Source organism: Streptomyces sp. NPDC050535 (assembly GCF_044457665.1).
Taxonomy (GTDB): Bacteria; Actinomycetota; Actinomycetes; order Streptomycetales; family Streptomycetaceae; genus Streptomyces.
The window spans coordinates 393,254-417,674 of record NZ_JBITHE010000001.1 but is presented as its reverse complement, the minus strand read 5'-3'; the positions used below and the strand labels follow the sequence as shown (position 1 = coordinate 417,674).

Sequence of the window (24,421 nt, the reverse complement as noted above, 5' to 3'; positions counted from 1 at the left end):
TGCCGTTCGGGACGGCGCACAACCCGGTGGTCCAGCACGCCCGCGGACCGACCTCCGCGGGGACACGCCGACCACCGGCGATCGGCCCGACTACTGAGCCGGTGCTGCCGATCCGGCCGTACGCGGCCCGGCCGGCGTCGGACGAGAACACCCTTCGGGCCGGCGCGATCACTCAAGGGCGCGGCATGTTCCGCAGGTTGGAGCGGGCCATCTGCACCATCCGCCCCACTCCCCCGTCCAGCACGATCTTCGAGGCCGACAGCGCGAAGCCGGTCACCATCTCGGCGCTGATCTTCGGCGGGATGGACAGGGCGTTGGGGTCGGTGACGATGTCGACCAGGGCGGGGCCCTTGTGCTTGAAGGCGTCCTTGAGCGCACCGGCGAGATCCTTGGGCTTCTCGACGCGAACACCATAGGCACCACAGGCCCGGGCCACGGCCGCGAAGTCGGGGTTCTTGTTCGTCGTCCCGTACGAGGGCATCCCCGCGACCAGCATCTCCAACTCGACCATGCCCAGGGAGGAGTTGTTGAAGAGGACGACCTTCACCGGCAGGTCGTACTGGACGAGGGTGAGGAAGTCGCCCATCAGCATGGAGAAGCCGCCGTCCCCGGACATCGAGACGACCTGCCGCCTGCGGTCGGTGAACTGGGCGCCGATGGCCATCGGCAGCGCGTTCGCCATCGAGCCGTGCGAGAACGAACCGATCACGCGGCGGCGGCCGTTGGGCGTGATGTAGCGGGCCGCCCACACATTGCACATCCCCGTGTCGACGGTGAACACCGCGTCGTCGGCGGCGAGTTCGTCGACCAGCGAGGCGACGTACTCGGGGTGGACCGGGACGTGCTTCTCGACCTTCCTCGTATACGCCTTGACGACTCCTTCGAGGGCGTCGGCGTGCTTCTTCAGCATCTTGTCGAGGAAGCGCCGGTTCTCCTTGGGCCTCACCCGCGGGGTGAGACAGCGCAGGGTCTCCTTCACATCGCCCCACACGGCCAGTTCCAGCTTGGAGCGGCGGCCCAGGCGCTCGGGGCGGACGTCGACCTGGGCGATCTTGACGTCGTCGGGGAGGAAGGCGTTGTACGGGAAGTCGGTGCCGAGCAGGATCAGCAGATCGCACTCGTGGGTCGCCTCGTAGGCGGCGCCGTATCCGAGCAGACCGCTCATGCCGACGTCGTACGGGTTGTCGTACTGGATCCACTCCTTGCCGCGCAGCGCGTGCCCGACCGGGGACTTGATCCTCTCCGCGAACTCCATGACCTCGGCGTGCGCGCCCGCGGTGCCGCTGCCGCAGAACAGGGTGACCTTGTCGGCCGCGTCGATCATCGCGACGAGCTTGTCGATCTCGGCGTCGCCCGGGCGGACGCTGGGCCGGGAGGTGACGAGGGCGGTCTCCAGGGCCTTGTCGGGAGCGGGCTCGGAGGCGATGTCACCGGGGAGCGAGACGACGCTGACGCCGGACTGGCCCACCGCGTGCTGGATGGCGGTCTGGAGCAGCCTCGGCATCTGCTTCGGGTTGGAGATCATCTCGTTGTAGTGGCTGCACTCGTTGAACAGCCGCTCGGGGTGGGTCTCCTGGAAGTAGCCGAGGCCGATCTCGCTGGAGGGGATGTGCGAGGCGAGGGCGAGCACCGGTGCCATGGAGCGGTGGGCGTCGTACAGGCCGTTGATCAGGTGCAGGTTTCCGGGGCCGCAGGAGCCGGCGCAGGCCGCGAGCTTGCCGGTGACCTGGGCCTCCGCGCCCGCGGCGAAGGCGGCGGTCTCCTCGTGCCGGACATGGATCCAGTCGATGGCGGAGTTGCGCCGGATCGCGTCCACGACCGGGTTGAGGCTGTCGCCGACCACCCCGTACAGACGCTTCACTCCCGCGCGGACGAGGATGTCGACGAACTGCTCGGCGACGTTCTGCTTGGCCATGACTTCACGTGCCCTTCGGTATCCGGAGATCCCTCTGGGTTCCATGAATTCACAAGGCCAGGCGTTACGCCTCCCAAACGGCCGCCGCTGTCCGATCATCGGCATATCCCTTGACCCGCACTTGGGTGTCCGCGAGGAACACCGCCAGACCGGGCGGTTCCGCACCCGACCACCGTGCCGTCAGATGCTCCGCGAGCTCGGGTTCGCCGCGCAACGGCTCCGCCAGGCCCCCGGTGCACAACAGGAGCGTGTCACCCGGGCGGGCGACGGAGGCCCGGAAGCGGAACGGGGCGCGGGGCGGCTCGGCGATCGCCTCGTACGGGCTCGGAGGCGTCGTGATCCCCAGGTCCATGGTGAGCCGGTCGCCCTCCGGGGTCTCGTGGGGCAGCGATCCGAAGCCGACCACGGCCTCGCCGGTGGCGTCGGCGACCCGCGGCTCGATGTCCTGCCACTCGCCGTCCCGCAGCCGGAACAGGCCCCCGGCCCCGACACCGAAGAAGACGCGCGTACGGCACTCGGGATCGGCGGGCAGCAGCAGGCAGCGCAGGCTGGCGGTGTACTCCTCGGGTTCGATGCCCTGCTCGGCCGCGCTCGCCCGCAGCTTGCCCAGGCTGCGGTCGGTGAGCCGGTGCAGCCCCGACTTCAGGTCGCCGCGCCGGGCGGCCCTGATGTCCTCGGCAAGCCGCGCGTGGCTGCGCCCCACGGCCCGCCCGATCCACTGGCAGGCCTCGGCGGCCGCCAGGTGCGCGCCGGGCGTCGCCCGCGCCCCGGTCGCCATCGCGACGAGCACCAGCGCCTGCTCCCCCGTCCCGAAGCGGGCGGTCAGCAGCGAGTCCCGGCGCGGCTCGCCCCGGTAGCGCGCGGAGTCCCCGCGCACGGAGACGGCCCGCAGCGTGCTGGTCCCATAGCGGGCGCCGTCCAGCACCGTGTCGGCGACCAGGTCCTCGAGCCCGTCCGGGTCGGCGGGCGGGAGGGTGGCGGGCTCGGGGTCGTAGGTGGGCGGGCCCGAGCCGACGTAGCCGACGGCGGGGGGCTGGTGCGGAACGGAGAGCGTGGGCTCGCGGTTCTGGCGGGCGGGAGGCGGCGGGGCGTCCTTCGGCGCGGAAGCGCTGGGGAGGGGACCTGTCGAGACGGGCACGGCCACGCCGGGTGACTCCGTGGACGTACGGCTCGGGGGCTCCTGCGGGCGGAACCCGGGCGGGGTCGGCCCCGGCGGGAAGATGGCGGGAACGGACGGGTCGGGAGACGGGCTCGTGGGCGCTCCGGCGGGCGGCCCCGCGGGCAGTGCCTGCCAGGGCCCCGGTGAGGGGCTAGGTCCGGGGCCGGCGAGCGGCCCCGGACCGGGGACGGCGCCCGGCCCGAGGGCGTTGCCGCGCTCCCAGCGGCCTGGGCGCTGCTCCGGTACGGCGGGAGGCTGCTCCGGTACGGCGGCAGGCCGCTCCGGCTGCGGCCGGACGCCGGACTCGGGCGCCCGCCACGCTTCCGGAGCGGACCCGGGCTCAAGACCCACCGTCCCCACGGCCGACGCGAACCGGTCGTCGAGGGAATCGGCCACGGCCGCGGGGCCCGTGTCCTCGGTCGAGTCGTCGTACAACTGCCCCCACCAGTCGTCCTGGTGACCGGTGGGCTTCTCCCCCTGCTGGCTCATGCCCGTAATTGTCCACCGCCGGAGCCGGATGAAAACGAGGCATCCCGAAAAACCGGCCAAGGGACTGGTCATCGAACGGCGTGTCGGACGAACCGTCGAACGGCGATACGGGACAAGTCGGCACGCGCGAGGGCCTGTCCGAGGCCGGACGCATACCGCCGGGCGGTTCCACCCCCCACGGGAGAACCGCCCGGCGGCGCCGGAGTGACCGGGCCCGGCGCACGCGCACCCGCACGCCGTAGGCCCTGGTCACGGTCTGGATGACCGATTTGCCACCGCTGTCGGTCGGTTCGGCCGAGCGTGACTCGCCTTCCTGAAGCCCAGCTGTGACTCGCGGACCCACTTGACCTGCCCACAACGAACCCAAGCAGGGCATAGCGGTCGGCATTCGGTACCGCGGTGGCGTGAGCTTGTCAGAAAGGCGGGGGGTACGGCGATGATGTGCCGAGGCGGGTTTGCGCCGTGGCTGTTTTCCGCCATCAGCGCCACCGACCTGCTGAAACGATTCCTTGGGGAGGGATGTCGCCGCATGCTCGGAGCGATAGGTCTGGATGAGACACACGAGACGGCGTACCGCGCACTGGTGTCCGTGGGCGCCGCCGACGTGCCCGATCTCGCGCGGCGGCTCACGCTCGGCGAGTACGACACGGAGCGCGCCCTGCGCCGCCTGGAGCGGCACGGACTCGCGGCGCAGTCCTCGGGGCGCCCTGGACGCTGGGTCGCGGCTCCGCCCGGTGTGGCGCTTGGCGCGCTGCTCACCCAGCAGCGGCACGAGCTGGAGAAGGCGGAGCTGGCGGCCGCGCTGCTCGCCGAGGAGTACCGGGGGCAGGCCGCCGAGCCCGCCGTGCACGACCTGATCGAGGTGGTGATCGGCGCGGCGGCGGTCTCACAGCGGTTCCTCCAGCTCCAGCTCGGCGCGGCCGAGGAGGTGTGCGCGCTGGTCACCGGGAATCCGGTGGTCGTCACCGGGATGGAGAACGACGCGGAGGAGCAGGCCGCGGGCCGGGGCGTCCGCTACCGCGTGGTCGTCGAGCGGGCCGTGCTGGACCTGCCCGACGGGATCACCGAGCTGTCCGCCGCCCTCGGCCGGGACGAACGCGTACGGGTCGTAGACAAAGTGCCGACCAAGCTGGTGATCGCCGACCGGTCGCTCGCGATGGTGCCGCTCACCTCGAACACCTCCGAGCCCTCCGCACTGGTCGTCCACGAGAGCGGGCTGCTCGAGCTGCTCTCCGGGCTGTTCGAGTCGGTGTGGCGCGACGCGCTGCCGCTGCGGCTGGGCGGTGCGGGTGTCCTGGAACAGGGGGCGGACGGCCCGGACGGCACCGATCTGGAGATCCTGTCCCTGCTGCTGGCCGGGCTGACCGACGCGAGCGTCGCCAAGCAGCTCGATCTGGGCCTGCGGACCGTGCAGCGCCGGGTGAAGCGGCTGATGGAACTGACGGGGGTCACGACCCGGCTCCAGCTGGGCTGGCACGCGTACGAGAAGGGCTGGGTGGCCCGGGACTGACCTGCGGTTTCCCGCTCGCTCCGGCACGCTGGGCAGATGGGAGCGTGGGAACTCCTGCTGGTCGGCGTGGTCATACTGCTCGGCCTGGCCGGAGTACTGGTGCCCGGCGTACCGGGGTCGTGGCTCGTATGGGCCGCGGTCCTGTGGTGGGCGCTGGAGGACAACCGGGCCCTCGCCTGGGGCGTGCTCGTGGGCGCGACGGCGGTCCTGCTGCTGTCCCAGGCGGTCCGGTGGGCGTTGCCCGCCCGACGGCTGCGGGAGAGCGGGGCGACCCCCCGAATGGCGGTATACGCCGGTGCCGGGGCGCTGCTCGGCTTCTTCCTGGTGCCGGTGGCCGGCGCGATACCCGGCTTCCTCTGCGGAATCTATCTCTCCGAGCGGCTGCGCCTGGGCGGCCACGGGCAGGCGGTGACCTCGGTACGGACGGCGATGCGGGCGGGCGGCTGGAGCGTCCTGACGGAGCTGTTCGCGTGCCTGCTGATCATGGGGGCGTGGTTGGGGGCGGTGGTCTGGGGGTGAGGGGTCCCGGGCTGAGCAGTCCGGGGCTGAGGCCCTTCTCTCGGGGAGCCCGGGGAGGGGCAGCCCGGCCAGTCGGTCAGGGAGCGCCGGGTGCCGGCTCGGCCAGGCCGGTCACGGAGCCCAGGGTGCCAGCTCGGCCAGGTCGATCGAGTCGGCCATCGCCTTCATGCCGGCGTCGTTGAAGTGCAGGTGGTCGCCGGGGTCGTAGACCGGGAGGATGCGGCTCGGGCGGGCCGGGTCGCGGACGACGGCGTCGAAGTCCACGACCGCGTCGAAGAGGCCGCTGGTGCGGATCACCTCGTTGACCTCCTGGCGTACGGCTTCACGGGCCTGCGTGTAGGCGCCGTGTCCCCCGTACGGGGTGAGCGTCGCCCCGATGACGCGGATCCCACGGGCGTGCGCGCGGCTCACCAGGCGGCGGTACGCGTCCTCGATGACGGCGGGGTCCGTCTCCTCCGGGGCGCCCTTGATGTCGTTGATGCCTTCCATCACGATCACCACGCGTACGCCTGTCCGGGAGAGGACGTCGGCGTCGAAGCGGTCCAGGGCGCTGGGCCCGCGGCCCTTGAGCAGGAGACGGTTTCCGGAGATCCCCGCGTTGAGCACACCGAGCCGGCGGGGCGGTGGGAGGGCTTTCAGCCGGTCGGCCAGACGGTCGGGCCAGCGGCGGTTGGCGCTGAACGCGGAGCCGGTGCCGTCGGTGATGGAGTCGCCGAGCGTCACGACGCTGCCCGCGGCTGAGGTGCCGAGTACGTCGACACCGGTCACGTAATACCAGTTTCCGATGCCGGTGGTGTACGCGGTGCCGCTCTCCTCGGTGGTCCGGTTTCCTTCGGGGGCGAGGAAGTTGGCCTGGAGCGCCGAGCGGTGGTAGGTCGCGGGGCCCGAGTCGAGGGGGGTGTGCACCGAGACCAGGAGGTTGCCGTCGGCGGGGATCGGGAGGTACACGGGGTCGGTCACCAGGTCCCGGCCCGCCGGGATCGTCACCGCGCCGACGCCGCCGAAGGTGGCGGTACGCATCGAACCCGCCACGGCCTTCGCGCTGCGCGGTGCGCCCGGTTCCTGCAACGCGACGGTGACGGAACCGAGTTGGAGCGGCCGCGTGCCGAGTCGGTTGGAGATCCGGACGCGGGCGGCGCTGCCGCCGACGCTGGTGTGCACGACGTTGCGGATCGTGGCGCCGGGCAGCGCGGGGACGGTGCCGGAGGCGGCGCCCTCCCACGTTCCGGTCCAGGTGGGGGTGGGGGCGAGGACGAACGGGCCGAGGAGCGGGCCCGCCTCGGCGCTCGCGGACGGCGGGGTGAGCAGCAGGGTCGTCACCAGGGCCGCGAGGACATGCCGGACCTTGATCGCGCGGGTCATGGGCCCAAGGATTCCCGAGCGGTTGGCCCCGTCAACACACTCTCGCCCCATTGCACGCCATTGGGCGCACAGCCGTACACGCGTACTACATCCGTGGCCCTAAGCCCTTGATCCGATGCGGTACCGGCCTTCGGCTGTTTGGCTGTTGGCATGACCGAATTCAGCGAGGCCGAGCGTGCGTACCTGAAGTCGCAGCGGTTGGGGCGGCTGGCCACTGTCGACGCTCACGGGCAGCCGCAGGCGAACCCCGTCGGCTTCTTCCCGCAGGACGACGGGACGATCCTGATCGGCGGGTACTCGATGGGGTCCACCAAGAAGTGGCGCAACCTACAGAAGAACCCGAAGATCGCGCTGGTCGTCGACGACATCGTCAGCGTTCATCCGTGGCGGGTGAGAGGGGTCGACATCCGGGGCGATGCCGAACTCCTGACCGGGCCACATGAGTTGGGGCCGCACTTCAGTGAGGAACTGATCCGCGTGCATCCGCGGCGGATCCACAGTTGGGGGCTGGAGGACTGAGGGCTGAGGACGGGGTGGGGGTAGAGGGGGTTCTTCGCCCCCTCCGCCCCTACCCGTCCCTTGTTCCCGGGGCTCCGCCCCGGACCCCGCTCCTCAAACGCCGGAGGGGCTGAAAATCAGCTGACGCCGGCGTTGAGGCGGGACACCTCGCCTACCACCGTCCCCTCTTCGCCTCCATCGCCGCGCGTCCCTCCGCGCCCTTCCGCTTCCAGTCCTTGCGGATCTCCGCCCGCAGCCGGGCGTCCGTCTTCGCGACGATGCGCTGGTTCTCGCGGATGAGCTTGCGGTAGCTCTCGAGGCGGCGTTCGGGGAGGGAGCCGGACTCGAAGGCGGCGAGGACGGCGCAGCCGGGTTCCGCGACGTGTGCGCAGTCGTGGAAGCGGCAGTCCGCGGCGAGTGCCTCGATCTCGGCGAAGACCTGGCCGACGCCGGTCCCGGCGTCCCAGAGGCCGACACCGCGCAGGCCGGGCGTGTCGATGAGCACCCCGCCGCCGGGGAGGGCGAGGAGGTTCCGGGTCGTCGTGGTGTGGCGGCCCTTGCCGTCCACGTCACGCGCGGCCCGCACCTCCATGACGTCCTCGCCGAGCAACGCGTTGGCGAGGGTCGACTTGCCCGCGCCGGACTGTCCGAGGAGCACGGTCGTGCCGCCGGAGAGGACGGCCCCCAGTACGTCGAGGCCCTCCCCGCTCGCGGCGCTCACCGGCAGCACCGGCACCCCCGGCGCGGTCTGCTCCACGTCCTGCGTGAGATGCCCGAGCGTCGCCGGCTCCGGCACCAGGTCGGCCTTGGTCAGGACGACCACGGGCTGCGCGCCGGACTCCCAGGCCAGCGCCAGGAAGCGTTCGACGCGGCCCAGGTCGAGTTCGACGGCGAGTGAGACGGCCACCACCACGTAGTCGATGTTGGCCGCGAGGATCTGCCCCTCGGAGCGCTTGGAGGAGGTGGAGCGCACGAAGGCGGTACGGCGTGGCAGATACGCCCGTACGTAGCGCGGGTTGCCCGCGGGTTCGACGGCGACCCAGTCGCCGGTGCACACGACCCGGAGCGGGTCGTTGGGGGTCACGAACGCGGTGTCCGCGCGCAGCACCCCGTCGGCGGTGACCACGTCGCACTGGCCGCGGTCGACCCGGATCACCCGCCCGGGCAGCAGCCCCTCGGAGTCGAAGCGGGTGAACTCGTCGGCCCACGCGTCGTCCCAGCCGTAGGACGTGAGGGGGTGGAGAGGGAGAGAGGAGGAAGACAAGGGAGACCCTTCACAAGGGCGGCCCCGGCACGCGCGCTTCAGTCGCGCGGGAAGAAGAGGAAGGTCAGCCGGCGGCCACAGAGGTGGACTTGATGGACTTCCGGATGCGGGCAGCGCCCTTCGCAAAGACAGCCATCGGGTCACACCTCCTGCTCTTGACTCGGCCTGCGGCGGCGACCGGACACCGGCCACCGCTCGATTCGTACACACCCTAGAGGCGCACTCCCACGGGCGCCACGGAATTACGGGCCGAGGTGCGGTCCCGTCGACGGGGCGGAGTACGGCGCCGTCTGTCCTCGCCGTCCAGCATCCCCGTGGTGGCCGGCAGACAGCCGAGCTGGGTCCGCGGGGCGCTCGAAGGGCGCCGGCTCGGCGAACTGCGGCTGGCGAGCCGGCCGTTCGTGGATTCCTGTGCCGCCCGGGTGACGGGAACGGACCGCCGGCGCCTGAGGCCGGGCTCGGCGGACACCCAGGCCGTGGTCACCGCCTCGCCTCGCTATGAGCGGAGCGGAGAGGCCTGGGAGAGGGAGTCGATCCGCGCCGACGGCTCATCCGGGCCGTAGATCCCGGCGCCTCGGCGTCTCTGCGCCTCGCCGGGATCAGTCAGGCACGTCAGCCCGCGCTCGCGCACTTCCCGCCGTTCAGCGCGAAGTCGTGCGGGGCGGAGTTGCCGCCCTGCCAGGAGGCGAGGAAGCCGACGGCGAAGGTGCCGCCCGCGGAGACCGACTTGTTGTAGTCGGCGGCGGTGGCGGTCACCCGCGAGCTCTTCTGGACGAAGGTGCCGTCCCACATCTGGGCGACACGCTGGCCGTCCGGGAAGGTCCAGGAGACCCGCCAGGAGTCGAGTGCCTTGGTGGAGGTGACCGTGACGGTGGCCTGGAAGCCGTCCGGCCACTCGTTGTCGATCTGGTACCGCACCTCGCAGTCCGGCACCGCGCGCTTGGTGGGATCCGCCTTGTCCGTCACGTCGGCGGGGGACGAGGACTTGCCCTGGGGTTCGGTGTCGGGCTTCGCGGTCGTCCCGGCGCGGGTATCCGACTCCGACGGATCCGGCGACACCAGCGAGCCCGGGGGGCGGGTGGTGGCCGACGGGAGCGCGGCACCGGGGGCCGCCACGGGCTGCCGGTTCGCCGAGTCGCCGTCCGCCGCGGTGTCACCTCCCGCGGCATCACCGAAGGGCATCAGCGAGACCGTGAGCGCCAGCGCGGACACCACGACGGCGGTGACCAGCATGGCGGTCCGGCCGATCCGGGGCACCACGAGCCGGCCCTCGAGGAAGCCCGTGTCCACGGCCGCTTCCCAGCGCCCGCCCAGCAGGCCCGCGTCCGCCGCCCGGCGCCGGCGCTCCAGATACGCGAGGCCGCCCCAGCCGATCACCCCGCCGGCGAGCGCGGAGGGCAGCCCGCCGCCGTGCAGCCGCAGGCAGGCCGCCGCCTCGGCGCACTCCACGCAGCGCGAGAGATGCCGCGAGAGGTCCTCGGGCGTCTCGGAGCCGGGCGAGCGGGTCACCGCGTCCAGGAGCCGGGCGTAGCTGCGGCAGTTCGCGTCCATCGGGGTGTCGAGGTGGTTGCGGTGGCAGCGGTCCCTGAACAGCGCCCGCACCTGGGCGAGTTCGTCGGCCGCGGCCGCCGGGTCGAGGCCGAGCCGCCGGGCCACCGCCGGCAGTGGCAGTGCCTCGACCTCGGCCAGCCACAGCAGCGCGGCGTCCGGTTCCTGCATGTCGCGCAGCCCGCGCAGCGCCAGGGGACGGTGCAGCGGCGGGCCCGTATAGCGGGCCGCCTTATCGGAGTTGAGCCACAGTCTGAGGTCGGGGTCGAGCCGGTGGCCCTGTCCGTGTGCCTCCCAGGCGGCGGCGGTGGTCCGAACCGACGTCAGCAGCAGGGGAATCCGGGGCAGCCGGGGAGTCCTTCGCCCGGTACCCTTCGTTCCGGAAACGGCGGCGCGCGACTCACTGATGCCGTGCGTGAACGCCTCGGTCGCGAGCTGGGTGGCCGCGGCTGATCCGGACGTACACAGATCGGCGTACGAGAGGACCACGTCCCAGCACTCCGAGAACATCGCGGCCTCGGCGGCGTCCTGGGGGGTCGGCAGGTCGGGCATGGGGGGCTCCTGCATCAACTGCGTCCATCTGCCAAGTCAGACAATGCAACGCCAACTCGCCTGACTATCAATGGAGTTGGGGTCCGTCTCCACGACGGGGCCCGAGCCTTTCACGATTTCCGCACAACTGACAAGCCACGTATTCAAATGAGGCCCGGGCGCACACGCCGGACCGCGGCCGGGAGGCACCCGGCCGCGGTCCGGCGGCGATCCGCTGACTACCTGTCCGCCGGACAGCTGTTCCGAAGGCGGGACGGCTGTTCTACGGGCAGGACTGCTGTTCTACAGGCTGGACGGTTCCGTCACGGGCTCCCGCGCGGGAAGGCTGTCCATGAAGGAGCTCACCGAGAAGACGGCGTTGCCCGGTCCGGGCGGGCCGTATCCGGGCGGCGAGGAGAGGCCGAAGTCGTCCATCGTGGCGCGGTAGGCCTCCAGCAGCCGGATGTGGTACTCCAGCGGCGCGCCCTGCGGGTTGGCCTTGCCCAGCGGGGTGGTCGGCTCCGGGCACCAGGTGGTGAAGCGGGGGGTGATGCCGTGCGACATGAAGAAGCGCAGCCCCTCCGTCGTCGACGCGATGGCCTCGTCGACGGTGGTGAAACCGAAGGGCTCGGCCATCTCCACGCCCGCCACGAAGTTGGGGATGACATTGCGCGCGCCGAAGATGTCCGCCGAGTCGAGGATGCGCTTGTGCCACTCGGCGCGGCCGACGTAGCGCTCCTTGCCCGGGCAGTACAGCTCGAAGAGCCGCTGGTCCCACACCTCGTAGTTGGGGTGGTAGATCTGCACGCCGTAGTCCTTGAAGCGCTGCACGTCGTCGCGCGGCAGCGCCTGTGCGACGACCTTGCCGATCCAGCGGCCCGGGAAGCGCTCCTCGATGGCCTTGGCGTACATGCCGTAGAAGTCGGCCTCGTCACGGCCCTGGAGCTTGGAGGTGATGGCGCCGCCGGTGAGCGTGTAGGCGGTGGACGTCTTGGCGGTGTCGTACCGGTCGATGATCTCCAGCGCTTCGAGGACCTCGTCGACGTCCTTCACACCGGTGTACGGGCGCCCGGCCGCCTTGTGCTGGCGCCAGTTGTGGTTGATGTCGCAGTACTGGCACTCCTCCTTGGCGCCGAAGTACTGGCAGACGCGGAAGACCGTGAGGTAGATCAGGTATCCCCACTGGATGGTCGGGGCCACCTCCATCACGGACTTCCCGTTGGCGAGGGTGTGCTTGTAGTACTCGGGCATCGGCGGCACGCCGACATCGGCGATCCGCTTCCCGTCGAGGTAGAGCCCGAGCACACCCTCGTCGTCGGCGGCGACGCGGTAGGGCGAGGACGGGTTCACGCGTACGGAGACGACGGTGCGGCGCAGGTCGTAGGGGCCGCCGGTGAGGATGATCTCCTCGGGCGGGCGCCTGAGCGCGGCCTCGCCCAGTTCGGGCAGGGTGCCGTGGTCGAAGGAGAAGATGAAGTACGACTTCGGCTTGACGTCACCGCCCTCGTTGTCGGAGAGAGCCGACGGGTCGAAGGCCAGGCCTCCCCGCAGGAGGTCCTCCTTGAAGACGGCTTCCCTTGGCACGTGCGGGAACCGTTCCATCAGATCCTCGACCAGCGCGGTACGGCTGCCGCCCATTCCGATCTCCTCGCTCCCGGCTCACTTCAGGTGGTGCACTCGAGCCCCGTGTTCGAGCCCCGTGCTCGACTCCTCACGGTATGCCCCCGCCTGCGCGTCAGCCGTGCCGGGTCCCCTCGCGCCGCGCGATGTGGGCCGGGGCGGCGATGCCCGGCGCCAGCAGCGGGTCGGGCGCGGGCGGGCCCCAGGCCGAGGTCAGCGGCAGGACGCCGGCCCAGAGGCCCAGCTCGGCATCGGGTCCGTCCCCGTCGTCCGGGGCGCCGGCACGGATTTTCACCGAGGCCTCTTCGAGGGACAGGGCGAGAAGGGTGGTCGCCGCCAGTTCCCGGCGGTTGGGGCTGCGCGCGTACTCCCACTGGCCCGGCGTGGCGTGCTCGGTGAGCCGCCGCAGGCCTTCGAGTTTCTCCTCCGGGTCGGTGACCTTCCGCGGGACGCCGTGGATCATCGCGCTCCGGTAGTTCACGCCGTGCTCGAACACGGATCGCGCGAGGACGAGCCCGTCGATGTGCGTGACGGTGACACAGACCGGGCTGCCGGCCGCGAGGCTACGGCTGGCCACCGAGCCGTGGACGTAGAGCTGCCGCTCGTCCCGCCCGTAGACGGTGGGTACGACCATGGGCCGCCCCTCGACGACCACTCCGAGGTGGCAGACGAACCCAGCGTCCAGGATCGCGTCGAGGTCGGCACGATCGAGGCTGCCCTGTTCGCGCAGGCGGCGGTGGCGGGTGAGGTCGGTTTCCGGAAGGTTACGCACCATGAGGCAGGAGGCTATCGAAATCACACGTACAGCACTAGTTTTCCACCGAATCAGTTGTGAATGGAGCTTCCGACTGCGAAATCCGCAACGCCCGTCTCGGTCGCTCACGCAACGGCGATACGGCGGTCCGGCCGGCGCGTTCACCGGCAAGGCGCATTTACGGGCCGGCGCATCCGTCGGGGCGCGCGGTCACGCGACCCGCTCCAGCCCGTCCCGGTCGATCCGGAAGACCAGCTCCCGCCCCGCCACGAGCCGCTCGGTCTCCTCCACGACGGTGAGCCCGAGCCGGGCGACCTCGTTGCCCTGGGAGCCCGCGAGGTGCGGGGTGATGAAGACGTTCGGGAGGTCCCAGAGCGGGGAGCCGGCGGGCAGCGGCTCGGGGTCGGTGACGTCGAGGACCGCGGAGAGGCGCCCGGCGCGCAGTTCGTCGGTCAGCGCGTCATGGTCGAGGAGCGACCCGCGCGCGGTGTTGATCAGGGCGGCTCCGGCGGGCATCAGGGCGAGCTCACGGCGGCCGATCAGGTGCCGGGTCTCGGGGGTCTCCGGGGCGTGGACGGTGACGATGTCGCTGGTGCGCAGCAGGTCGTCCAGCGGCAGCAGGGGAACACCCAGCGCGGCGGCCCCGGCCTCGTCGACGTACGGATCGGTCAGGCTCACCGAGAGGTCGAAGGGGCGCAGCAACTGGATGAGCCGCCGGCCGATGCGGGAGGCCCCGACGACGCCCACGCGGCGGCCGAAGTTGCCGATGCCGGGCAGGATCTCGTAGTAGGGGAAGGCGCGCTGGGAGCGGAGCCGGTCCCGGTGGGCGAAGAGGTCCTTGCCGGCGAGCAGGATCATGGCGAGGGTGTACTCGGCGACGGGCAGCGCGTTGGCGGCGGCCGCCGACGACACGGCCAGGCCGCGTTCCCAGACCGAAGGCGTGGCGATGCTCTTGACGGAGCCCGCGGCGTGCAGCACGGCGCGCAGTTTCGGTGCGGCGTCCAGGGTGGCCCTGTCCAGCGGCGGGCAGCCCCAGCCGGTGATCAGGATCTCGGTCTCGGCGAGCGCCTCGCGCACCCGGGGACCGGTGAAGTCCCCGGCCACGAGCCCGGGATCGATCTCCACGGATTCACGCAGGCGGGCCAGCGTCTCCGGAGGGAAGATCCGCGGCACGTTCTCGGCGGTCATGGCGAACAGGGCCAACGGACGCTCGGGCAAGGCGGCGACCTTCCGGCTCGGCGGCTTCACGGACAGCAAGCGCTCTCACGGTAGGCGTCGCCGAGCGGGCGCGGCAATGGACCGGCGGCCGGGCCGGGGGGACGGGCCGTGAGGTGGGGTGACCGGGCGGGGTAGTTTCCTCGGGTCCGGCACATCGGCCGTGGACAGCTACTTCCCGGGGAGGGATCACAGGGATGACAGAGACCCTGACCAACTGGGCCGGCAACATCACGTACACCGCCAAGGAGCTGCACCGGCCGCACTCGCCCGACGAACTCGCGAGGCTGGTGGCGGAGAGCGCGAAGGTGCGTGTCCTGGGGAGCGGGCACTCCTTCAACCGGATCGCCGAGCCGGGCGACGACGGCGTGCTGCTCTCGCTGACCGCGATGCCCCCGGCGGTGGACGTCGACACGACGGCCCGCACCGTACGGGTCGCGGGCGGCGTCCGTTACGCCGAGCTCGCCCGCCAGGTGCACGAGCACGGCCTCGCGCTGCACAACATGGCCTCCCTTCCGCACATCTCCGTGGCGGGTTCGGTGGCCACCGGCACGCACGGCTCCGGGGTCACGAACGGTTCGCTGGCCGCCGCCGTGCGCGAGGTCGAGCTGGTCACCGCGGACGGCTCGACGGTGACGATCGGCCGGGGCGAGGCACGCTTCGACGGTGCCGTGACCTCGCTGGGCGCACTCGGTGTCGTCACCGCGCTCACCCTCGACCTGGAGCCGGACTTCGGGGTGAGCCAGCATGTGTTCAACGAACTCCCGCTGGACGGACTGGACTTCGAGGCCCTCGCGGCGTCGGCGTACAGCGTGAGTCTGTTCACCGACTGGGGGCGGCCGGGCTTCAGGCAGGTGTGGCTCAAGCAGCGCACCGACTGGCCTGTGTCTCCGGCCGAGTGGGACTTCCCCTGGGCGGGGCCCGCCACCGAGGCGGCACACCCGGTGCCGGGCATGCCCGCGCGGAACTGCACCCAGCAGTTCGGCGTCCCCGGGCCCTGGCACGAGCGACTCCCGCACTTCCGGGCCGAGTTCACGCCGAGCAGCGGGGCCGAGCTCCAGTCCGAGTACCTGCTGCCCCGGTCGGACGCCCTGACCGCGCTGCACGCGCTCGACGCGATCCGCGAGACGATCGCCCCGGTGCTCCAGGTCTGCGAGGTGCGGACCGTCGCCGCCGACGGCCAGTGGCTGAGCCCGGCGTACGGGCGGGACACCGTCGCCCTGCACTTCACCTGGGTCGAGGACACCGTGGCGGTGCTGCCGGTGGTGGGCCGGGTCGAGGCCGCGCTCGACGCCTTCGACGCACGGCCGCACTGGGGCAAGGTGTTCACCGTGCCGTCGGCGGTGCTGCGCGAACGGTACCCGCGACTGGGCGAGTTCAGGGCGCTGGCCGGGGCACTGGACCCGGCGGGCAAGTTCACCAACACCTTCGTGGGGGACTTTCTCCAGCCCCTTTCCTAACCCCTTGTCGAAAGTCCGTACCAGGCCATAGCCTTGCTTCGCGCCGTGGCGGCCCTGCCCGGCCCGGGCCCGAAAGGCCCGGAAGGATCGAGGGGGCACGATCGGTGAGGCGCACATCACGGGACATCCGGACCGCGAACCGCTATGAGGTGCTGCGCCAGATTATCGCCCGGTCCCCCACTTCCCGGCAGGAGTTGACGGCGACCACCGGGCTCAGTCTGGCCACCGTCGCCACCCTCGTCGGTGAGCTGCTCGAACGCGGCATGCTGACCGAGGTCGGCTTCGAGGACTCCGCGGGTGGCCGCCCGCGGGGCCTCGTGGCCGTCAACGCGTCGGGCGGCGCGCTGATCGGCGTCGACATCGCGGAGACGTACGTACGGGTGGAGCTGTTCGACCTCGGGCTGAACGTGCTCGCCCGCGCCGCCGAGGACATGCGCCCCGGCGAGAGCCGTCCGGAGCAGGTCGTCGGGCATGTCGCGGCGGCCGTCGGCTCGGTGGTCGCGCAGGCCGGGATCGAGGGCTCACGCGTCCTCGGGGTCGGCGTGAGCGTGCCGGGCCAGGTCGACCGCGAGAGCGGGATCTCGGAGTACGCCCCGAACTGGGACTGGCACGACGTGCCGCTCCTTGACCTGCTCGCCGAGCACATCACGTACCCGCTGCATCTGGACAATCCGCTGCGCGCCTGCGCGGTCGCCGAGCTGTGGTTCGGCGCGGCCCGCGGGCACGGGGACGCCGTGGTCGTCAACCTCGGCACCGGGGTCGGCGCCGGTCTGGTGCTCGGCGGCGGGCTGCACCGCGGGGTCAGCAACAGCGCCGGCGAATGGGGCCACACGACGCTGGTCATGGACGGGCGGCTGTGCCACTGCGGGAACCACGGGTGTGTGGAGACGTATGTCGGGGCGCCCGGAATCATGGTGAATCTGCGGGAGTTGAGCCCGGGCAGCGCGCTGCTGCACCCCGGGGACCAGACCGCCACGATCGACGCGCTGGCCCGTGGCGTCGCCGAGCGGGACCCGGTGGCGGTCAAGGTCGTGCGGGACACCGCCTGTTACCTCGGTGCCGGGATCTCCGACCTGGTGAACCTGCTCAACCCCGAGGTGGTCGTGCTCAGTAGCTGGGTCGCGGCGACGCTCGGCGAGCCGCTGCTCGGGGAGGTCCGTGAGGCGGTCGCCCGGCACGCGCTGCGGCGGCCCTTCGCTGCCACCTCGATCGTCCTCTCCCCCATTCCTTCCGATCCGGTCTGCCTCGGAGCTGCCACGTTCGCCCTGGAAGGGGCGCTCCAGTCCGTCTTCAAGCAGTAGTCCACTGCTGCCTCTCCCCCTGCGACGTCCGGTATCCCGAACCCTCCGCAACGCTTCGCGCGGGCTTCGTCCGACCCCTTGCCGAAGCCTTATCAGAAGGTTAACGTCCGGCACCGCACAGGGATTTGAGCCGTAGCCGTGCTAGAGGACAAGGACGTCACCATGTCGGCAATGAGCAGCAGCAACTGGAACCGTCGATCCGTACTGCGAGCGGCCGCGGGTCTCGCCGCACTGGGCCCGCTGGCCGCCTGCGGGAGCAACAACGGGCGCTCCGGGGGCGGGAGTTCGGGCAAGAACCTGACGCAGTACTTCCACGCGTACGGCGAGGCGGGCACCGAGCAGGCCATCAAGAAGTACGCGAAGGCCTATGACGGGGCGAACGTGACCACGCAGTGGATCACGGGCGACAAGTTCGAGAGCAAGTTGTTCTCGGCACTGCTCACCGACAACGCGCCGGACGTGTTCGAGTTCCACCCACAGATCCAGCTCGTCGAGAGCGGTCAGGTGGCGGATCTGACCGATCTCATCGCCCCGGTCAAGGACGACTTCAACCAGGCCGACATCGCGTCCCACACCATCGACGGGAAGATCTGGGGCATCCGCATGATCGATGATCCCCAGTTCTTCTTCTACCGCAAGTCGCTCCTGGAGGACGCGGGCATCGAGCCGCCTGCCACGCTCGACGAGCTGGTCGAGGCCGCGGCGAAGCTCACCACGGGCAAGGTCAAGGGCGTCTTCCTGGGGAACACGATCACGCCTGTCATGAACCCGCTGATCTGGTCGACCGGAGGCAACACCCTCACGGACGACAACAAGATCGCGTACCACACGGACGAGGTCGCGGCGGGCCTCGAGCAGCTCCGCACGATGTTCAAGGACGGCCATCTGCTGCTCGACGCGCCCGCCGACTGGTGGGATCCCTCCGCCCTCACCCAGGGCCTGGTGGCGATCCAGTGGTGCGGTATGTGGGCGATGCCGGTGATCCAGCAGGCCCTCGGCGACGACGTCGGCATCTTCCCGTTCCCGCGGTCCGCCGACGCCGGCAAGCCCGCCGTCACCAACGGCGGCTGGTCGATGTTCGTGAACGCCAAGTCGAAGAACGTCGAAGCGGCGAAGGAGTACGTGAAGTGGCTCTGGATCGACCAGAAGGAGTACCAGGAGGACTGGGCCCTCTCCTACGGCTTCCACATCCCGCCGCGCTCCTCGCTGGCCGCGTCCGCCGCCAAGCTCAAGTCGGGGCTGCCCGCCGAGGGCGTGAAGCTCTTCGAGGAGTACGGGCACTTCGACAACCCGGCCTGGACACAGGCCATGATCGTCGCCCTTGAGGGCGTCGTCGCCGACACCGTCCGCAAGGGCGGGGACCCGCAGGCAGCGCTCGACAAGGCCGACAAGACGGTCGGGCGCGAGCTCAAGAAGCTGTTCGGATAGGCCGGCGGGCGGACCACGACATGACCATCACCACGAGCAGTGTCACCGCAGAACCCGCCGCCGCCGAGACCCCCACCGAGGTCCGCGGGCGGCGCGGCGTCCGCGGGCGCACTCTGAGCTTCTGGCTCTTCACCGGCCCGTTCCTGATCGGGCTCACCGTCTTCGTCTACATCCCGATCGGCTGGAGCGCGTACCTCTCCTTCTTCGAGGCGCGCTACACGGTCACCCCCAGCACGTTCGTCGGCTTCGACAACTACTCGTACATGCTGACGAACGACAGGTTCACCGAATCCCTGGTCACCTTCACCGTCTTCGCCGCCTTCATCGTGCCCGTCACCTGGGCGTTCTCGCTGGGGCTCGCGCTCATGGTGAACCGGCTGCGCCTCATGCGGGCGTTCTTCCGGTCGGTGTTCTTCCTGCCGACCGCGGTGAGTTTCGTGGCCGCCTCGCTGATCTGGAAGATGTCCGTCTTCAGCGGGGTCCGCTTCGGCCTGATGAACACCGTCCTCGGCTGGTTCGGGGTCGAGAACATCGCCTGGCTCGCCGATCCCAACCCGCCCTGGTACTGGCTGGTCATCGTCAGTGTCCGCCTGTGGCTGCAAGCGGGCTTCTACATGATCCTCTTCCTGGCGGCCCTGCAGAACATCCCGCCGGAACTGTACGAGGCCGCCGCGATCGACGGCGCGAAGCCGGGCTGGCAGACCTTCCGGCACATCACGCTCCCGCAGCTGCGGGCCACCTCGACCGCGGTGATCCTGCTGCTGCTCGTCGCCGCCTTCCAGGCCTTCGACGAGTTCTTCAACCTCCTCGCCAAAACCACCTGGGGCCGTCCGCCGTTGGTCGAGCTGTACTACACGGCACTCGGCGAGAGCCAGGACTACGGCGCGGGCAGCGCCGGCGCGATGATCCTCACCGTGCTGATCTGCGTCGTGACCCTGGCGCAGGGCAGGTTCATGGGCTTCGGAAGGGGTGAGGAGGCCAGGTGACCACCATCGCACCGCGGACAAGAAGGACGCGTCCCGCGAAGCGGCGGGGCGGCGTCATGAGCAGCGCCGGTCTGTACTTCGCGGCCGGCGTCGGCGCCGCGCTGTTCCTCGTCCCCTTCTATCTGATCGTCCGCAACGCGCTGTCCACGGACGCGGAGATCACCGGCGAGAACTGGCAGTGGTTCCCCACCGACATCCAGTGGGGCAACCTCACCGAACTGTTCGACGACCCGACCGTCCCCTTCGCCCAGTCGCTGTGGAACTCGACGGTCGTCGGAGTCCTGCACACCGTGGGCACCCTACTGGTGTGCTCACTGGCCGGGTACGGCCTGGCCCGCATCCCCTACCGGCACGCCAACAAGATCTTCTACGTCGTCCTGGTGACCCTGATGGTCCCCACCGCCGTCACCTTCGTACCGAGCTTCGTGCTGGTCTCGTCACTCGGCTGGGTGTCGAGTCTGCAAGGTCTCATCGTCCCGGGGCTTTTCAGTGGTTTCACCTGCTTCCTGTTCCGGCAGTACTTCCTGGGGTTCCCGAAGGAGCTGGAGGAGGCGGCGCGCGTGGACGGGCTCAGCTACTGGGGCGCGTACTGGCGCATCGTCGTGCCCAACTCGCTGAACTTCTTCGCCGCGATCGCCACCATCACCTTCATCAGCGGCTGGAACGCCTTCCTGTGGCCGCTGGTCATCGGCCAGGACCAGGAGGCCTGGACCGTCCAGGTCGCGCTCTCCTCGTACATGACCAACCAGACCGTCAACTTCCATCTGATCTTCATGGCGACCGCAATTTCCATCCTGCCCCTGGTGTTCGTGTTCCTCTTCCTCCAGCGCTGGCTGGTGCAGGGGATCGCGCAGACCGGCATCAAGGGCTGACACTCTCGATCAGGATCTGGAGACCGATGTCCTTCCGCACCACTGCCTCCGTCGACTACGTAGAAGACGTCTCACCCGGTAGCGGGGCGCTCCCGCCACGCGCCTGGTACGCGAGTTCGGACGCCGATTCCCACTCCCTCAACGGCAGTTGGCGCTTCCGTCTCTCGCCGGCCGCCGACACCGAAGACGACTCCTTCGCCGCGGAGGGGTACGACGCCGGGGACTGGGCGGAGGTCGCGGTCCCCGGCCACTGGGTCCTCCAGGGCGACGGGGAGTTCGGCGCGCCGATCTACACCAACCATCTCTATCCGTTCCCGGTCGACCCGCCGAGGGTGCCGACCGGGAACCCGACCGGCGACCATCTGCGGGTCTTCGACCTTCCCGACGGGTGGCCCGGGGACGGCGGCTCGGTGCTCCGCTTCGACGGCGTCGAGTCCTGCGCCAGGGTGTGGCTGAACGGCACGGACATCGGCGAGTTCAAGGGCTCCCGGCTGCCGCACGAGTTCACGGTCGGGCACCTCCTGAAGCCGAGCGGCAACGTGCTGGCGGTCCGGGTGCACCAGTGGTCGGCGGGCTCGTACCTGGAGGACCAGGACCAGTGGTGGCTGCCGGGCATCTTCCGGGATGTCACGCTGCTGCACCGTCCGGCGGGCGGCGTGCTCGACTTCTTCGTGCACGCCTCCTACGACCACCGCTCGGGCGAGGGCTCGCTGCGCGTCGACTCCGACGTCGACGGGCGGGTCACCGTCCCCGCCCTGGACATCGATGTCGCCACCGGCGAGTCCGTGACCGTGCCGGTCCTGCCGTGGACGGCCGAGACGCCCCGCCTCTACGACGGGGTGCTGACGACGGAGGGCGAGCGGGTTCCGCTGCGGATCGGCTTCCGCACGGTCGTGCTCGAGGACGGCGTCATCAAGGTCAACGGCACGGCGATCCTCTTCAAGGGCGTCAACCGGCACGAGTGGCACCCCACGAAGGGCCGCGCGCTGGACCTGGAGACGATGCGGGAGGACGTGCTGCTCATGAAGCGGCACAACATCAACGCCGTCCGCACCTCGCACTATCCGCCGCACCCCGCCTTCCTCGACCTGTGCGACGAGTACGGCCTCTGGGTCATCGACGAGTGCGACCTGGAGACCCACGGCTTCACCGAACAGGGCTGGCGCGACAACCCGGTGGACGACGACCGCTGGACCCCCGCGCTCCTCGACCGCGCCTCCCGGATGGTCGAGCGCGACAAGAACCACCCGTCCGTCGTCATCTGGTCCCTCGGCAACGAGGCCGGCACCGGGCGCGGGCTCACCGCCATGGCCGAGTGGATCCGCGACCGGGACGGCGCACGGCTCATCCACTACGAGGGTGACTTCAACTGCCGTGACACCGACATGTACTCACGGATGTACCTCAAGCACGTCGAGGTCGAGCAGATCGGGCGCGGTCTGGACGGCGGCGGACTGAAGCGACGCCAACTCCCCTTCATCCTCTGCGAGTACGGGCACGCCATGGGCAACGGCCCCGGCGGACTCGCCGACTACCAGCGGCTCTTCGAGTCCCACGCCCGCGTCCAGGGCGGCTTCATCTGGGAGTGGATCGACCACGGCATCAAGGACGAGCGGTACGGCTTCGCGTACGGCGGCGACTTCGGGGAGGAGCTGCACGACGGGAACTTCGTCTGCGACGGCCTGCTGTTCCCGGACCGGACCCCGTCGCCGGGGCTCGTCGAGTTCAAGAAGGTGATCGAGCCGGTCCGCATCGAGGGCGACGGCGCGGACGGCACGGTCCGCGTCACCAACGCGTACGACTTCACGGACCTCTCGGCGCTCGCCTTCGAGTGGTCCTACCAGGTCGACGGGGAGACGGTGGAGGCCGGCACGCTGTCCGTACCCCCGCTCGGACCGGGTGAGTCGGCCGAACTGAAGCTGCCGACGCCGCCCGCGGACGGGCGCGGGGCCGAGACGGGGTGGACCGTGTCGGCGGTGCTGGCGACGGCGACGGCGTGGGGTCCGCGGGGCCATCAGGTCGCCTGGGCTCAAATGCCGGTCGGCGGAGCGGCGTTGGACCTGGTCACCCAGTCGCAGGCGCCGGTTCCCGGCGCACGGCGGATCACCCTCGGCCCGGCCGTCTTCGACGCCCGCAGCGGCGCGCTGACGAAGATCGGCGGGGTCGACGTGACCGGCCCGCGCCTCGACGTGTGGCGCGCCCCGACCGACAACGACAACGGCGCGGCCTGGCAGCCGGACGCGCGCTACGGCCCGCTCTGGCGCAAGCTCGGGCTGCACCGCATGCAACACCGCCTGGACGCGCTGGAGTTGGCGGACGACGCCTTGACCGTACGGTCCCGGGTGGCGCCCGCGGCCGGGGATGTGGGCCTGCGCACGGTGTACCGGTGGACGTCGGACGGGACCCGGCTGCGGCTGACCGTGTCCGTCGTGCCCGAGGGCGACTGGAAGCTGCCGTTGCCGCGGCTCGGGATCCGGCTCGGGCTGCCCGCGTCGGCGGACCGCGTGCGGTGGTTCGGCGGCGGGCCGGGTGAGAGCTACCCGGACACCAGGGCGGCCTCGATCGTGCGGCGTTGGGATTCGTCGGTGGACGAGATGCAGACGCCGTACGTCCGTCCGCAGGAGAACGGCGCGCGGTCCGACGTCCGCTGGGCGGAGATCGGCGGACTGCGTGTGGAGGGCGATCCGTCGTTCTGGTTCACGGCCCGGCGCTGGACGACCGAGCGGCTCGACGCCGCCGAGCATCTCACCGACCTGGAGGCGGGCGACACGGTCTGGGTCAACCTCGACCACGGCCAGCAGGGCATCGGCTCGCAGTCGTGCGGGCCCGCCACCCAGCCGCAGTACCAACTGCGGGCCGAGCCCGCGGAGTTCTCGTTCGTCTTCTCTGAGGTCCAGGACTGACACCGTCACGAAGCCTGCGACCGGTCGGCTCGCCGGCCGACCGGCCGCGGTCGCGTCCTGCGCCGGATTCCTCCTCATCGGCATGCTCCAGGCGCACCGGTGGCGTACGCCGGTGTGGGAACGGCCGACCACCCGGCGCGTGAAGTACCGGTGCCGGCCGGCACTGCCTGAGGTACCGGTGCCGGCCGGCACGCTCCCCGCCTCGGGGGTCCGCCGAGCTGTCTCGCTACCGTGGCGCCGTTGACGCTCTCCTCCCCCGGGAGGGAGTTCGCACGGCTCGCGCCGTGATCCTTCCTGATATCCACGGAGGTATCCGATGACCGACAACGGCTTCTGGGACTGCCCGCCGGAGCAGGCCATCGCGCATCACGGGGAGTTCAGGCTCACCCTCGTCGAGCGGCCCTTCCCGGCCGGTGACGGTGCTCTGCCCGCTCATGACCCGGCACGGGCGCGGGAGTTCGCCGCCGCGTTCGGCACCGTCGACACGGTGGTGGAGGAGGCCGACCGGATCGAGGCGACCGAGCGGCCGCCCTTCGCCACCCGCGCGGACCTCGACCTGGTCGGCGTCGGATGCTGGGGAACGGTGACCGAGATCAACGATCCCGCCCTGGTGTTCACCGGAGGGACCTTCCCTCTCGCGGAGCAGGCGGACGAACTGGCCGGCCGCTTCCCGGGAGCGGTCGTCATCGGCTCGGCGACGATCGACCACAGCACGACGTACGGCACCCACGTGATCCACCACCCGGACGGGACACGCCTGTTCGCCGCGGGGTGGAGCGGAGAAGGGGACTGGGACCTCGAAGGCAGCCCCCGAGCCGTCGTCGACGCCTTCGGTATCCGCCCCGACGACCTGGCACTGAAGGGCATCCAACTCGACGCCCGGCCAGGGTCCTTCTCCTGGGAAGGCCTCACGCGGCTCGCCCTCCGACGCGTCAGCCCACTGCTCCGTACCGGCCGCGAACTGTCGGTGTTCCGCGTCCGGCACACCGAGGTGACCACCGGCGACCTGGCGGACACCTGGATCGGCGACTTGGACCGGTTCGGCGAATTCTGACCGTAACAATCCGAAAACACATGTGAAGTTGGC

At 70.8% G+C, this 24,421-nt stretch carries 19 protein-coding genes; 11 read left to right on the top strand and 8 right to left on the bottom strand.

The genetic code is table 11. The annotated features are described in order from the left end of the window. Positions 1–172: 172 nt before the first annotated feature. Both ACIBLC_RS01730 and ACIBLC_RS01725 read right to left on the bottom strand, forming a co-directional pair. Entirely contained in the window at positions 173–1,915 is a 1,743-nt protein-coding gene (locus tag ACIBLC_RS01730; RefSeq protein ID WP_399208603.1) for a pyruvate dehydrogenase, read from the bottom strand. A gap of 64 nt (positions 1,916–1,979) precedes the next feature. Continuing rightward, positions 1,980–3,563: a protein phosphatase 2C domain-containing protein gene (locus tag ACIBLC_RS01725; protein WP_399208602.1), complete on the bottom strand. Its 1,584-nt coding sequence runs from the start codon at positions 3,561–3,563 to the stop codon at positions 1,980–1,982. Between the two features lie 529 nt (positions 3,564–4,092). On the opposite strand from ACIBLC_RS01725, the gene ACIBLC_RS01720 reads away from it, so the two are divergent. Then, complete coding sequence (locus ACIBLC_RS01720; RefSeq protein ID WP_399208601.1) at positions 4,093–5,073, top strand: helix-turn-helix domain-containing protein; 981 nt, start codon at positions 4,093–4,095, stop codon at positions 5,071–5,073. 36 nt (positions 5,074–5,109) lie between these two features. Continuing rightward, a complete protein-coding gene (locus ACIBLC_RS01715; RefSeq protein WP_399208600.1) occupies positions 5,110–5,592 on the top strand; it encodes a DUF456 domain-containing protein in 483 nt (160 codons plus the stop codon). Positions 5,593–5,703: 111 nt separating this feature from the next. Here ACIBLC_RS01715 and ACIBLC_RS01710 read toward each other — a convergent pair whose 3' ends face one another. After that, the gene (locus ACIBLC_RS01710) at positions 5,704–6,954 is read right to left on the bottom strand and encodes an SGNH/GDSL hydrolase family protein (protein ID WP_399208599.1); all 1,251 of its coding nucleotides are present in this window, start codon (positions 6,952–6,954) and stop codon (positions 5,704–5,706) included. Positions 6,955–7,104: 150 nt separating this feature from the next. Between ACIBLC_RS01710 and ACIBLC_RS01705 the strand changes: the two genes are divergently transcribed. After that, on the top strand, positions 7,105–7,473 hold the full coding sequence (locus tag ACIBLC_RS01705; protein ID WP_399208598.1) for a PPOX class F420-dependent oxidoreductase: 369 nt from the start codon (positions 7,105–7,107) through the stop codon (positions 7,471–7,473). Between the two features lie 151 nt (positions 7,474–7,624). Here the strand turns inward: ACIBLC_RS01705 and rsgA are convergent, their stop codons facing one another. Further along, positions 7,625–8,716, bottom strand: a complete 1,092-nt coding sequence (rsgA, locus tag ACIBLC_RS01700; RefSeq protein WP_399208597.1) for a ribosome small subunit-dependent GTPase A — start codon at positions 8,714–8,716, stop codon at positions 7,625–7,627. Between the two features lie 317 nt (positions 8,717–9,033). Here rsgA and ACIBLC_RS01695 point away from each other — a divergent pair, with 317 nt between their 5' ends. Beyond that, positions 9,034–9,279: a hypothetical protein gene (locus tag ACIBLC_RS01695; RefSeq protein ID WP_399208596.1), complete on the top strand. Its 246-nt coding sequence runs from the start codon at positions 9,034–9,036 to the stop codon at positions 9,277–9,279. Between the two features lie 49 nt (positions 9,280–9,328). Here ACIBLC_RS01695 and ACIBLC_RS01690 read toward each other — a convergent pair whose 3' ends face one another. The 4 genes from ACIBLC_RS01690 to ACIBLC_RS01675 form a co-directional block, all read right to left on the bottom strand. Beyond that, entirely contained in the window at positions 9,329–10,816 is a 1,488-nt protein-coding gene (locus tag ACIBLC_RS01690) for a cellulose binding domain-containing protein (RefSeq protein ID WP_399208595.1), read from the bottom strand. A 282-nt stretch (positions 10,817–11,098) separates the two neighbouring features. Further along, positions 11,099–12,433 carry a radical SAM protein gene (locus tag ACIBLC_RS01685; RefSeq protein ID WP_399208594.1) on the bottom strand — a complete coding sequence of 445 codons (1,335 nt, stop codon included), beginning with the start codon at positions 12,431–12,433 and terminating at the stop codon, positions 11,099–11,101. 97 nt (positions 12,434–12,530) lie between these two features. Beyond that, the gene (locus ACIBLC_RS01680) at positions 12,531–13,190 is read right to left on the bottom strand and encodes a pyridoxamine 5'-phosphate oxidase family protein (protein WP_399208593.1); all 660 of its coding nucleotides are present in this window, start codon (positions 13,188–13,190) and stop codon (positions 12,531–12,533) included. Positions 13,191–13,379: 189 nt separating this feature from the next. Further along, on the bottom strand, positions 13,380–14,387 hold the full coding sequence (locus ACIBLC_RS01675) for a hydroxyacid dehydrogenase (RefSeq protein WP_399209247.1): 1,008 nt from the start codon (positions 14,385–14,387) through the stop codon (positions 13,380–13,382). A 194-nt stretch (positions 14,388–14,581) separates the two neighbouring features. Between ACIBLC_RS01675 and ACIBLC_RS01670 the strand changes: the two genes are divergently transcribed. The 7 genes from ACIBLC_RS01670 (at position 14,582) to ACIBLC_RS01640 (ending at position 24,388) form a co-directional block, all read left to right on the top strand. Then, entirely contained in the window at positions 14,582–15,844 is a 1,263-nt protein-coding gene (locus ACIBLC_RS01670; RefSeq protein ID WP_399208592.1) for an FAD-binding protein, read from the top strand. A gap of 104 nt (positions 15,845–15,948) precedes the next feature. Next, a complete protein-coding gene (locus tag ACIBLC_RS01665; protein ID WP_399208591.1) occupies positions 15,949–17,145 on the top strand; it encodes an ROK family protein in 1,197 nt (398 codons plus the stop codon). 162 nt (positions 17,146–17,307) lie between these two features. Next, entirely contained in the window at positions 17,308–18,573 is a 1,266-nt protein-coding gene (locus tag ACIBLC_RS01660) for an ABC transporter substrate-binding protein (RefSeq protein ID WP_399208590.1), read from the top strand. Between the two features lie 20 nt (positions 18,574–18,593). Continuing rightward, positions 18,594–19,559 carry a carbohydrate ABC transporter permease gene (locus ACIBLC_RS01655; protein ID WP_399208589.1) on the top strand — a complete coding sequence of 322 codons (966 nt, stop codon included), beginning with the start codon at positions 18,594–18,596 and terminating at the stop codon, positions 19,557–19,559. Next, positions 19,556–20,431, top strand: coding sequence for a carbohydrate ABC transporter permease (locus tag ACIBLC_RS01650; RefSeq protein ID WP_399208587.1), 876 nt, complete (start codon positions 19,556–19,558; stop codon positions 20,429–20,431). The genes ACIBLC_RS01655 and ACIBLC_RS01650 overlap by 4 nt, the downstream gene beginning before the upstream one ends. A gap of 26 nt (positions 20,432–20,457) precedes the next feature. After that, positions 20,458–23,334 (top strand): glycoside hydrolase family 2 TIM barrel-domain containing protein, encoded by a 2,877-nt coding sequence (locus tag ACIBLC_RS01645; RefSeq protein ID WP_399208586.1) that lies wholly within the window; start codon positions 20,458–20,460, stop codon positions 23,332–23,334. A 316-nt stretch (positions 23,335–23,650) separates the two neighbouring features. Next, positions 23,651–24,388, top strand: coding sequence for a DUF6333 family protein (locus ACIBLC_RS01640; protein ID WP_399208585.1), 738 nt, complete (start codon positions 23,651–23,653; stop codon positions 24,386–24,388). Positions 24,389–24,421 lie beyond the last annotated feature (33 nt).

What these genes read in the sequence shown, in the direction of transcription:
- ACIBLC_RS01730 (WP_399208603.1), bottom strand. Translation starts at nt 1,915, where the DNA reads ATGGCCAAGCAGAACGTCGCCGAGCAGTTCGTCGACATCCTCGTCCGC.
- ACIBLC_RS01725 (WP_399208602.1), bottom strand. Translation starts at nt 3,563, where the DNA reads ATGAGCCAGCAGGGGGAGAAGCCCACCGGTCACCAGGACGACTGGTGG.
- ACIBLC_RS01720 (WP_399208601.1), top strand. Translation starts at nt 4,093, where the DNA reads ATGCTCGGAGCGATAGGTCTGGATGAGACACACGAGACGGCGTACCGC.
- ACIBLC_RS01715 (WP_399208600.1), top strand. Translation starts at nt 5,110, where the DNA reads ATGGGAGCGTGGGAACTCCTGCTGGTCGGCGTGGTCATACTGCTCGGC.
- ACIBLC_RS01710 (WP_399208599.1), bottom strand. Translation starts at nt 6,954, where the DNA reads ATGACCCGCGCGATCAAGGTCCGGCATGTCCTCGCGGCCCTGGTGACG.
- ACIBLC_RS01705 (WP_399208598.1), top strand. Translation starts at nt 7,105, where the DNA reads ATGACCGAATTCAGCGAGGCCGAGCGTGCGTACCTGAAGTCGCAGCGG.
- ACIBLC_RS01690 (WP_399208595.1), bottom strand. Translation starts at nt 10,816, where the DNA reads ATGCCCGACCTGCCGACCCCCCAGGACGCCGCCGAGGCCGCGATGTTC.
- ACIBLC_RS01685 (WP_399208594.1), bottom strand. Translation starts at nt 12,433, where the DNA reads ATGGGCGGCAGCCGTACCGCGCTGGTCGAGGATCTGATGGAACGGTTC.
- ACIBLC_RS01680 (WP_399208593.1), bottom strand. Translation starts at nt 13,190, where the DNA reads ATGGTGCGTAACCTTCCGGAAACCGACCTCACCCGCCACCGCCGCCTG.
- ACIBLC_RS01670 (WP_399208592.1), top strand. Translation starts at nt 14,582, where the DNA reads ATGACAGAGACCCTGACCAACTGGGCCGGCAACATCACGTACACCGCC.
- ACIBLC_RS01660 (WP_399208590.1), top strand. Translation starts at nt 17,308, where the DNA reads ATGTCGGCAATGAGCAGCAGCAACTGGAACCGTCGATCCGTACTGCGA.
- ACIBLC_RS01655 (WP_399208589.1), top strand. Translation starts at nt 18,594, where the DNA reads ATGACCATCACCACGAGCAGTGTCACCGCAGAACCCGCCGCCGCCGAG.
- ACIBLC_RS01645 (WP_399208586.1), top strand. Translation starts at nt 20,458, where the DNA reads ATGTCCTTCCGCACCACTGCCTCCGTCGACTACGTAGAAGACGTCTCA.
- ACIBLC_RS01640 (WP_399208585.1), top strand. Translation starts at nt 23,651, where the DNA reads ATGACCGACAACGGCTTCTGGGACTGCCCGCCGGAGCAGGCCATCGCG.